General features: G+C 61.8%; 9 protein-coding genes and 2 pseudogenes. 4 read left to right on the forward strand and 7 right to left on the reverse strand.

All coding sequences use genetic code 11. The features are described from left to right. Window positions 1-173: 173 nt before the first annotated feature. Window positions 174-608: a transposase gene (locus EOA29_RS42950; protein ID WP_245468467.1), complete on the forward strand. Its 435-nt coding sequence runs from the start codon at window positions 174-176 to the stop codon at window positions 606-608. Beyond that, window positions 499-987 (forward strand): annotated as a pseudogene (locus EOA29_RS42955) (IS630 family transposase); the annotation flags it as partial. The gene EOA29_RS42950 and the pseudogene EOA29_RS42955, both read left to right, overlap by 110 nt. A gap of 56 nt (window positions 988-1,043) precedes the next feature. Here the strand turns inward: EOA29_RS42955 and EOA29_RS42960 are convergent. Further along, window positions 1,044-1,181, reverse strand: a pseudogene (locus tag EOA29_RS42960) (integrase); the annotation flags it as partial. A gap of 171 nt (window positions 1,182-1,352) precedes the next feature. Between EOA29_RS42960 and EOA29_RS13510 the strand changes: the two are divergent. After that, window positions 1,353-1,547, forward strand: a complete 195-nt coding sequence (locus EOA29_RS13510; protein WP_126095097.1) for a DUF6494 family protein — start codon at window positions 1,353-1,355, stop codon at window positions 1,545-1,547. A gap of 143 nt (window positions 1,548-1,690) precedes the next feature. Here EOA29_RS13510 and EOA29_RS13515 read toward each other — a convergent pair whose 3' ends face one another. From EOA29_RS13515 to EOA29_RS13525, 3 genes are all read right to left on the reverse strand, one after another. Next, window positions 1,691-2,671: an MBL fold metallo-hydrolase gene (locus tag EOA29_RS13515; RefSeq protein WP_127221002.1), complete on the reverse strand. Its 981-nt coding sequence runs from the start codon at window positions 2,669-2,671 to the stop codon at window positions 1,691-1,693. A 215-nt stretch (window positions 2,672-2,886) separates the two neighbouring features. Further along, the gene (locus tag EOA29_RS13520; protein ID WP_127221003.1) at window positions 2,887-3,405 is read right to left on the reverse strand and encodes an RES family NAD+ phosphorylase; all 519 of its coding nucleotides are present in this window, start codon (window positions 3,403-3,405) and stop codon (window positions 2,887-2,889) included. Next, complete coding sequence (locus EOA29_RS13525) at window positions 3,402-3,815, reverse strand: antitoxin Xre/MbcA/ParS toxin-binding domain-containing protein (protein ID WP_127221004.1); 414 nt, start codon at window positions 3,813-3,815, stop codon at window positions 3,402-3,404. Before EOA29_RS13525 ends, EOA29_RS13520 begins: the two co-directional genes overlap by 4 nt. A gap of 121 nt (window positions 3,816-3,936) precedes the next feature. Here EOA29_RS13525 and EOA29_RS41360 point away from each other — a divergent pair, with 121 nt between their 5' ends. Beyond that, a complete protein-coding gene (locus EOA29_RS41360) occupies window positions 3,937-4,185 on the forward strand; it encodes a hypothetical protein (RefSeq protein WP_189478888.1) in 249 nt (82 codons plus the stop codon). Window positions 4,186-4,702: 517 nt separating this feature from the next. Here EOA29_RS41360 and EOA29_RS13535 read toward each other — a convergent pair. The 3 genes from EOA29_RS13535 to EOA29_RS13545 form a co-directional block, all read right to left on the reverse strand. Continuing rightward, window positions 4,703-7,993: an autotransporter outer membrane beta-barrel domain-containing protein gene (locus EOA29_RS13535; RefSeq protein WP_210213142.1), complete on the reverse strand. Its 3,291-nt coding sequence runs from the start codon at window positions 7,991-7,993 to the stop codon at window positions 4,703-4,705. Window positions 7,994-8,019: 26 nt separating this feature from the next. Further along, window positions 8,020-9,207, reverse strand: coding sequence for a TIGR03032 family protein (locus tag EOA29_RS13540; protein WP_210213143.1), 1,188 nt, complete (start codon window positions 9,205-9,207; stop codon window positions 8,020-8,022). A 666-nt stretch (window positions 9,208-9,873) separates the two neighbouring features. Next, on the reverse strand, window positions 9,874-10,309 hold a 436-nt coding region (locus EOA29_RS13545), incomplete at its 5' end, for a helix-turn-helix transcriptional regulator (RefSeq protein WP_145969669.1).

Consider the following 10,309-nt stretch of genomic DNA (forward strand, 5'->3'; position numbering starts at 1 on the left):
GCAGGGCTACAATCCCCATAGCGCCAGACCGACCCGCGGCTCCGTTCAATCCGGCTTGCAATGAGGTCCGACGTCGTGCCAAGCGGCTCCGTCGAGCCAACGGACCTCACAGAAGCCTCCAGATTCCGGTAAGGGCTGTTTCGTGATTCACTCCCGCCAGGAGGTGATTTGCGATGCCCAAGCCCTATTCGCTCGATTTGCGTGAACGCGTAGTGCGGTTTGTAGAGGGCGGTCATTCGCGGCACGCGGCTGCGGCACATTTCGGGGTATCGGTGTCGTTCGTCGTTATCCTGATGAGGAACTACCATGCGACGGGAAGCTTGGCGCCCAAGCGGAGTGGTGGGCGTCGCCATTCCAAGCTCGACCCGCATCGTGCGTTTCTGCTTGGTTGTGTGGCCGAGAAGGACGACATCACCATGCCGGAGCTTGCCGCCGAACTGGTTACTGCTGCAGGCGTCCAGGTCGCTCCCGCCTCGATCTCGCGGTGGTTGATCAGGAATGGCTACAGCTTCAAAAAAAACGCTGCTGGCCAGCGAGCAAGATCGTCCCGACATCAGCAAGGCGCGGCAAGAATGGCGCACCAAGCGCCAGCCCCGGATGCGAGTTGAGCCGCATAGGCTGGTGTTCATCGATGAGACCGGAACCACGACCAAGATGACACGCCTGCGCGGGCGTTGCCGCAAGGGTCGACGGCTGCGCTCGAAGGCGCCGTTCGGACATTGGAAGACCCAGACCTTCATCGCCGGGCTACGCTGTCATGGGCTCACCGCACCGTTCGTCGTCGACGCCCCGATGAACCGGCGCATCTTCGAGACCTATGTCGTGACACAGCTTGCCCCGACGCTGGCAAAGGGCGATGTTGTCATCCTCGACAACCTCGCCGCCCACAAAAGCCCGATGGCCGAGGCGGCGATCCGCGCAAAGGGCGCATGGGTTCTCTTCCTGCCGCCCTACAGCCCCGATCTTAACCCTATCGAAATGGCTTTCGCCAAGCTCAAGGCGCACCTGCGGGCAAAGGCCATCAGAACCATCGACGCCCTCATGGAGACGTCGTCGTCCGTCAAAAGTTCGGCCAGAAAACCGCGGCGGTCGAACGGCAGCACGGAATCGAGCGCGTCGAGGGCTTCGGCCCATCTCGCGACGGTTTCAGCATTCTGGGTCTTGGCAAGCTGTCCTTTCACTGGCTGGCAGCAAGCGCCCACTCTTCCTCCTTCCAAAGGCCGATCAAGTTCAAGGACCCGACGCCCCGTCTCAGCTCGGGATCTTTTTCTGTGGGACCGAGCGTCACCATCCTGCTTCCTTGATCCCTTGCCTTCCCTTACAATCTCTTCCGGACACAGAGGAGTTCCGCCATGAGCGAAGACGCCTTCAACATGTCGATCCGCAAGTTCCTGAAGGAAGTCGGCGTCACCTCCCAGCGCAAGATCGAGGAGACGGTGCGTGAAAGGCAAATCAGCGGCGAGAAGAAGTTGAACGTCCGCATGACGCTGACGGCGGAAGGCACCGGCCTCAACCACGTGGTGGACGGCGAGATCGAACTTCCATAAGCCGGGCGAAGCGACGTAGTGGTGAAAATCTGACGCTTGATACCCGACGAAACGACTGCGATGGAGTGGATAGCGGACCCCGGTCGTCTACGAACAATTGCCTGGAACGCCGGTACTGCTGCCGGTACAAGACGATCGCCGCCTCAAAACGAAAACTGCTTGCCAACAGACAAGGGCACCAGCTTGTCGTCGCCAAACGCGTTCGCGAGAGCGGTTACGGCGCGCCAGCCGGTGCAGTGGCCGGCAGCGATGACGGCAATGTCGAATGCCTGCAGCGCCTCAACCGTTTCCGGGATGATCCGCTCGTTCTGCTCCACAAGATGAAGGCCGCCCAGGACAGCATGAAGCGGTAGATCAGGAAAGCACGACTTCGTGTGCGTCAGCACGTTGATGACCCCCGCATGCGAGCAGGCCGTGAAGACGACCAGTCCTTTCCCGGCCACGTTCACCGCCACGAAGCGCTCGTCCATAATCAGTTCGTCGGGCTCCCACCCGTCGTCTGTCTTCCGGCATTGGCCAGGGAGTCCCCGCTCAAACGGTGTCACGCGCGGGATTTCGCCGCTCACATAGGCCGTTCCTTCCAGAAACAGCTGCGGCTCCGTCGTGTTGACAACGGTTGCACCGTAAGCCGTCAGCTCGCTGACGCTGGGCACGTCTTCCATGAGCCGCATTGAACCGTCCTGCCGCTTGATGGCCCGTGTCCGGAACATGTCCGGATGAAGATAGCAAGGGACGTCGTGGCCGCCGTTACGGTCGCGGATGAGTTGCAAGGCGCGCAGCATGGCACCACCATGATCCCAGTGACCATGCGACAGCACGATGGCCTCGACTGGTCCGAGATCGGCTCCCAGGCGCGAGACATTCTGGTCGAAGGTGCGGTCCTCAGGCCCGGTGTCGAAGAGGATCGTTCTCGTGGCGCTGCCTTGACGAACCGTGATGAGACAGGAGAGGCCATGGGCAGCGCAACACATGCATTTGCCGCCCGCAACCCAAATGCCGCGGCGACGCCGTTCCAGAGCGGCGAATTCCGTCTCCACAAAGGAGGGCACCGAGGACAGATTGTCGGTTGCATTGTCGACGAGGATCAGCACCTCGACGCCGTCGACTGCTTCGAGCGTATCCATGACACCCTCCGGACCCGCGAAGTGTCTGCGCCACTAATCGGCTAATTTGCAGGCTACATCCTACACCAAACATCCGGGCCGTGCTGCTCTGTGATGTCTAAATTGGGGTCAACCGGCGTACAGGGGGTTTAGTGTAAATGACCGCAACGGGGTCGTTTCCCGCCATTGGCCTGGTGTCATCACCTCGTCCCCGTCTGATCAATCTCAACCACTCATCATTGCCACGATAGCTGGTTGCGCGGCAGCCGGCCGCTTGGATCGATCACCGAAACCCGATGCTGCAGGTCTTCGGCCCAGGTCCAAAGTACCAGGTTCTGATCGGCCGCGTCCGCTCCAGGCGCGAAGCTCGGTACCAGGATGCCCGCCGCCCCCTCCCCCACGAGCCCGTCGTAGATCGTCCACGACGGCGGCCGCTTGCCGTCCGCCAGAAAATCCATCCAGCCACAGGCCATATCTTCGAGGCGAATCCCGGCCGCGTCGCGGCCTTCCGGTGCCCGCAGATCGACGATGTCGTCGCAATCGACGTCATAGGAGCAGAGGACGCAGGGATCGATGCGATAAGCGAGCCCCTGATTGGCCTCCTTCACCGCCGTCATGACGCTAAGTGCCAGATAGAGGGTGGGCACGCCCTTCGCATTGAAGCGCGCCCCGCGAACGGCAGCACCATCACCAGAGATCGGCTTAAAGGACCAGCGCGGATCGTGCGCTCGATAGCACGTTCCGACAAACCTCACGCAAACCCACCGATGGCGAGATGATCGAGATAGTCCCTCACGGCGCCGGCCTTGCCATCCTTGACCAACGCCTCCGCGGTCCTGCCTCCAAAGGCCGGGATCGGCTGGGCCCGGTACCAGGCCATCGCCTGATCCTTGCCGCCCGCCCATTCCGTGACGCGGCTGATGATCTCCAGCATTTCCTTAAGACGCGTCTGGGTCCTCGGCGTGCGGTTGCGCGCCGCCTTGTAAAGTGCCTCCCGGCCGAGCCCGACAGTCTCAGCGAGCTGCGTCTTGGACATGCCGAAACTGTCGGCAACCCGCTCGACGGCGATTGCGCCTGACCGGTCCATGAACGTCAGGATCAGCGGCCTGTCACTCGGGGATCCGGCACGGTCCGCTTCCTTGGACTTCTTCGCCAATGTTCCCATTGCCTCACTGTTCGCCCTATTCGTAGGGCAAAATATAGGGCAATTGCCGCCTGCGAACAAGCTCTCTAGAGCAATCATCATCACCCTGCCTTCGCCGTTACCGCGTTTTGGGCCTTGAGCAGTGCCATCAGCATCGGGCCAACGGAAAACTGCCCTGCCCCTCGCCTTCTCGGTCAGCGAACGCAAATATCCGTCAGCACTGTCGGTCTCCGATGAGGTGGAGGGGCGCCCGGTCTATCCGGGGCAGCGCGCACCGTTGCAGTTCGTCCTGACGGTCGACGCCACGATAACCTCTCGGATGCGCCGGGTGGTGCTGACGATGGAAAGGCCGCAGACCTCAGCCGACGTCGCGGCCGTGAGGCCGGGATAAAACCCTGGGCCGATGCGCTTAAGCACGGGGCTTTCGTCCGCCGATCGATCCGGAGATCGCGACGAACGTATTCGGCGGCGTGCAGCTCTTCGAGGCGGATTCGATTGAAATCGTGGTCGACAGGTTCGACGGGTCCGAGGAAGCCTTCGGTATCTTGATCAATCTGCTTGACCCCCTACCCGTGACCGTGCCGCGATAAGACGGATCGATCTCTACTGAGACGCCCGCCGTCGGGGACCTTTGCCGGACGATTAAAAGGGGGCGGAACAAGAGCAGATCAATCATGCGCTACGCTAGAGATCGAACGGACCGTGAACCTTCGTCTCGCATGGTCATGATGGTGCCGGCTTGTCGCAAACTTTCTGGCGATTGCCGAATACTCATCCCTGTCGCGAGATTCTCGCGCACTTCCTGCTTCTGTTTCCGCACACTCTTCGCGATTTGTTCTCCATTAGCGTTGTATAGCGGGAAACCAGCGCTGTGCCCTCAAGATGGCGGCTTGGTTCATCGGCGAACCTCAGAAAGCCACTTTGAGCCCAAGCTTTCCGGCAATCGTGGTGCTGTCGGCCGACCACTTGCCACGGATTTCGCTGGAGAGCGTCGAGCGCTCGGACATTTTCAGGTTGAAGCCGCCATAGGCCGCGGCGGAGAAATCCGCATCGTCGAAATTCACCTCGCCGCCGTCGATGCTTGCCTTGTTGGAATAGCCGAAGCGCTGCTGCAGTTCGATACGGGCATAAGGGCTGAGCGTCATGCCGTTTTCCAGCGCGTAGTCGGCATAGATGCCCGGCTCCAGCTTCAGCGCGCCGAACGAGATGCGGCTTTCGCCGAACTGGTTGCCGCCGCTGTCGGTGTAGTCGCCGCCCGTGAAGGTCACGCCAAGAATGCCGCCGCGCAGGTCGAAGCGAAGTTTGTCGTCCAGCACGAAGATGTGGCCGGCCGAGGCCGTCACGCCGTAGCCTTCGGTGTCGTAGTCTCCGGTGGTGCCGAGGATGTCGTTGGTGATGTCGGTCTGGCCGAGGAAGGCGATCGCCGAGACCAGCGCATAGGTGAGGTTCTGGCGGAACAGCCCATAAGCGCCGAACATGCCGCTACGGTTCTTAGCCTCGCCGCTGGAGGTGAAGGTCTGGAACCCGCCGATATCGACGTCGGCCGACGCATAGCCGCCGAATATGCCGAGGTTCAGCCCATACTGCTTGTCGAAGTCGAATGCCTTGGCCGCGTTGAAATCGAGGCTGATCGCGGCCGAGAACTCGTCGAGGCCGAAGCTTGGGCCGACGCCGTTGATGCCACCGAAATTGACATCGAACCCGTCATGCTCGGTATGCGTGAACTGGCCGGATGCAAAGACGTCCAGCGTGTCCGAGAGGCTCGCGACTGCAGCGCCATTCGCAAGTCCGAGATCATGCATGATCGCATCGTTGTTGATGCCGTAGAGCGCGTCGATCATGACGTTCGTGGCCCCGACATCGACGGCGTTCTGCGCTGCAAGGGCAACCCCGACATTGTCGGGTGTCGCCACGACGAACAGTCCGCCGCCTGGTCCGAAGATCAGTTGATAGTTGAAGAGCGCGCTCTGTGTGCCGGGCACGCCCACAATCACGAAATTCCCGGTGATGGGGCTGCCTGTCTGGATGATCTGGATTTGCGTCGGCTGTGAGAATTGCGGGGCGCCCAGAATATTGACCAGGATCGTGTTGGTGCCCAGCGCCGAGAAGGTTCCAGCGACGATCTGGTCCGCCTGCAAGGTCTGCTGGTTCACGTCGAAGCCGAGAGTGGCGCCATTGAGCGCGATCCCGCCGAGCGTGAAGACGTCATCGGTGGCGCCATCGATCATCTGGATCGTGGAGCCGGTCACATTGGCCGTGCCGCCCGGCATGTTGACGTTGCCGTTGATGTAGAGCATCGAGCCGTTTACCAGCGTCAGCGTTCCGATCCCGATCGCGCCGGTGCCGAAGCCGAGCGTCGAGTTGTCAGACGTGACACTGGTGAAGCCAGTGAAGACCTGGGTGAACGCTCCGCCTTGCGCCAGATCCTCGTTGGTGATGAAGGCGTTGGCATTCGTGCCGCTGAAGACGATGCCGTTGCGCAGCACCAGCGGCACGGCCGAGCCGTTGATGATCAACGTATCGGGACCAAGGCCTGTGATGTCGCCGCCGATCGTGCCGCCTGTCAGGCTCACCGATTCAGCGTCGATGCCTCCAGCGATTGTGCCCCGCGATACGGTGACCCTATCGGCACCCCCGCCGCCGGTGACATTGCCGGTGATCGTGCCGCCACTGACGCTGATGGCATCGCCGCCACCACCCCCGCTCACATTGCCGCTGATGACGCCCCCTTGCTGATTTACGGTGTTGGCGCCGCTCGTGCCGGTAAGATCAATTGCGGTGCCGCCAGTGCCGGTGATGGAGCCTGTATTCGTTATCGTGACCGGGCCAGCCGTGCTCGCGATGATACCCGTCGCACCCTGGATCGAACCAGCATTCACCACGCTCGCTGTACGGCCGCTGTCGGAGACGAGTGCGACGCCGGCAGTGGTCCCGTTCACCGTCGCGCCGCTTGCCACGTTCACTGTGGTGGCCGAACTGGCGGCTTCCGATTCGTTGTTAGCGACAATTCCGGCGCCGCCATTGCCCGTCACTGTGCCGATAGCGGTGATCGACAATGCCCCGCTGGCGCTTTGACGCGCGACGATGCCGGCGGACCCGTTCACATCGGCCGCGTTAATTGTTAGATCGGTGCCATAGTTTTTTGCGTAGATGCCGGCGATATTCGTCCCGGTCACAGTTCCAGTAGCAGTGATCGACAGCGCGCCGGTGCCATGCTGCACGGCGTAGATGCCGTAGTCCGCACCGGTCACGGCAGCCGCGTTGATGTTCAGATCGGTGCCGGCCTCGTCGGTGGCGAAGATGCCGACTCCGGCGGTTCCCGTTACCGTGCCGGTCGTCGTTATCGAAAGCGCGCCGCTGCCGTATTGACGGGCGGTGATGCCGACAACTGCACCGGTGACGTCCGCGGCGTCGATCGTCAGGTCGGTTCCGCTATTCCTGGCATAGATGCCGGTAGTGTCCGTCCCCGTCACTGTCCCGGTGGTGGTGATCGACAGTGCATCGGTCCCATAGTTGCGGGCAGTGATGCCGACCTCACCGCTCACATCCACAGCCTTGACCGTCAGACCGGTGCCAGCTTCGTTGAGAGCGTAAATGCCGGTATAGCCCGCGCTTGTCACGGCGCCGGTGGCGTTGATCGATAGCGCGCCGCTGCCATAGTTGCGGGCGGTAATGCCGTCTCCCACACCGCTGACATCCACCGCGTTGATCGTCAGGTCGGTGCCAAAGTTACGGGCGATGATGCCGATGCCGTCGGTGTAGGGAGCCGTCAGATTCGTCCCCGTCACTGTGCCGGTGACGGTGATCGACAGTGCGCCGCCACCGGAGTTATCGGCGCTGATGCCATTGAGGTAGCCGGTGATGGTGGACAGGTTGTAGTCAGTGAACGCCAGTCCACCATTGCCGGTCAGAGTGAAGGCGTTGCCGCCGGTACCGGTCGTGTCGATGCTGAAGCCAGGGTCTGTCGTCACGGTGAGCACACCGGGGGGCGGCGAGACCGGCAGTGTCTGCGTCTGCGTCGTCACGCCGCTGCAGGTGTAGGTGCCGCCGGCGCCGGCGCAGTCCGCGAAGGCGCGGCGCAGATAGCCGCGATAGCCGCCCACGAACGCACTCGTCGCGAGCGCGGTGCCAAGCACCAGGCGGCTACGCAGGCCGAGGCCCGGCGCGTTCCTCACTCCCCGTATGGCCCCCTGCCTCATATTAGTCCCTCTCGTGGCAGCCGTGATCATTCGGTCGCCGAGCCAAGCACGACAGCCTCAGCAACTGAATGGTTCGGTGGCAAATGCGATCGCGCGCCGCTTGGCACATGGCTGACGACGACCGCGGCCTCGGGGGAGCCTGGGCTCACCGCCATCGGGCAGGCGACGCCGGGCATCACGGCGAGGTCGTAGAGTTCAGCCACCTGACCGTCGATGCGGAACCAGTCGACGCAGTTTCCCTTTTCTAGGTCGATGACTTGTATGCCGCACCACGGCTCCGAATCGGCGGCCGCCAGGCGGGCATCCAGCGCCAGCCCCTCGAAACGCTTGTAGCGCGGCTTGGAAAGCCCGACGAAGGCATAGCGGCCGCAAAATGCCAGGCCGCGCAGGAACCCCGGGCAGAACACCACCGGCTGGAAGCGGCCCATACCTCCGTTGTTCGGCAGTTCCACGAAGCCGAGCTCGCCCGTGCCGGAATTGAGCAGCCACAGCGCGCCGCGGTGAAGACGCGGCGAATGTGGCATGGAGAGGCCTTCACACACGACCATGCCGGTCCTGACATCGATCACGACGCCCCCGTCGGCGCGCCGATCGCGCCACCCGTCGATAGTGTTGGATCGGCTGATGGACGTCGCGTAGGCCGGCCCGCCGTCATGCATCGCCAGCCCGTTCAGATGGCAGCGGTCCTCATCCACCAGCGCCGAGATGAAGGGCGGTCGCCACACTTCCTCGAAGCTGTACTGGCTCGACAGTGTGGCAAGGCAGTTGAAGCGGGTGTTGACGAAAACAGGCCGGCCGGCCACGTCGACCCCGATATCATGGGCGTCGAGTTCGCCAGTGATGTGCACGGTGCGCGGCACGTAGCAGGCGTCGAAGATCCCGTTGGCGCGCTGGTGTGGTTCCAGCGTGTTGACAAAGCGCACGAGATGAAAACCCGCCGCGAGCATCAAGCCCTCGTCGGATACTTGGGCCAGTCCCATCGGCCGCACGATCGGCGTTTGGTGGACGTTGAGCCCAGCCGTCTTCGGATTGCGGCCGATAAGGTAGATCAAACTTGACTGGTAAGAGGTAACTGCGAGCGCAACATCTAACGCCCTCAGCCGTGCCACCAACCCGGCCGACATCGAATAGCTGGGAGCTGGCGCGCCCTCCGCCGGTCCACCTCCGGCCGGCTCCGGCTCGCCTGCGGCTTCGCCACTGCCGAGCGCAACCATGCTGCGTCCTCAACTTTGAAGATACTAGGCAGATATCCAAACTAATCCCGGCTATTGAGAGCCTAGGTACGGCTTCAGCCAGCGTCAATCTTTTGGAAGCCGGAGAGAGAAAGCATTGCGATCAGTTTGACTTGAACTGTTGCATGTCGGCAACGCGGATGAGTCACAATCCTAACCGAGCGGGCATTTCTTTGCGTCGTTCAGAGATGTCCTACCTTTTGAAGGGCGCTGAAGCGGTCACAAGATTCATCTTTCCGGTGACAGTACTTATCTATGGAAGCCACAGATCCGGTGCCAACAGGTGAGCGCACGGTGCTATGCGATCGACGAGCGATTTCCACCCGAAGAAGTGCTCAGTCTCGCGAGAGCGCGGTTCGACGAGCCGAAGCCAGACCTGTTGCACGTTTACTTCGACGAAGGGTTTCCGATCCTGCAGCTTCTGCATGCAGTCAAGCGCGCGGAATTGCGACGGTCGCGCGGCATCATGTTCGCGCGGACGCTGCACGGCAGTGTGCGGTAATTGTGCGAGAACGATCTGGTTGGTCGGGATCAGGTGCGCTCGCAGCTAAGACGAGGCTGATCGCTACGGCCGACATTAGGCGCAAAATGCATGGGGACCGGCGTGTTCGAACCCATGTCCCAAACCGGTCGTCAAGCCAGCTTGTTTCAACCGGCGCCAGTTCGCCGGCCGTCTTCTTGTCCTTCATCGTATCGAGGGAGGGTCAATTCTTCTCCGATTGCGGCGATCAGTGCAGAAACACGGGCTCGCACCCGCGGAGGTAGCTGAATAAGTCGCTCGATCAGGTGGCGACCTTCTGCGCTGGCAATGAATTCAATGCGCTCATCGACCGGCAGATGTGAAGCCTCACGGCCGATCTCATCATTCTGCGGAAGGCCTTCGAAGAAGCGGCTGACGGGGACACCCAGCGACCTGCCAATCTCGTAGATCATGGACGCACTCACGCGATTCCTTGCATTCTCGTATTTTTGGAGCTGTTGAAAGCTGATGCCTATCGATCGAGCAAGCTGACCTTGCGATACGTCCGACTGCACGCGAACCATCGCTATCTGCCTGCCGACGTGAAGATCGGCGGGGTGAGGC

The sequence above is a fragment of the Mesorhizobium sp. M1E.F.Ca.ET.063.01.1.1 genome, from assembly GCF_003998155.1.
Taxonomy (GTDB): Bacteria; Pseudomonadota; Alphaproteobacteria; order Rhizobiales; family Rhizobiaceae; genus Mesorhizobium.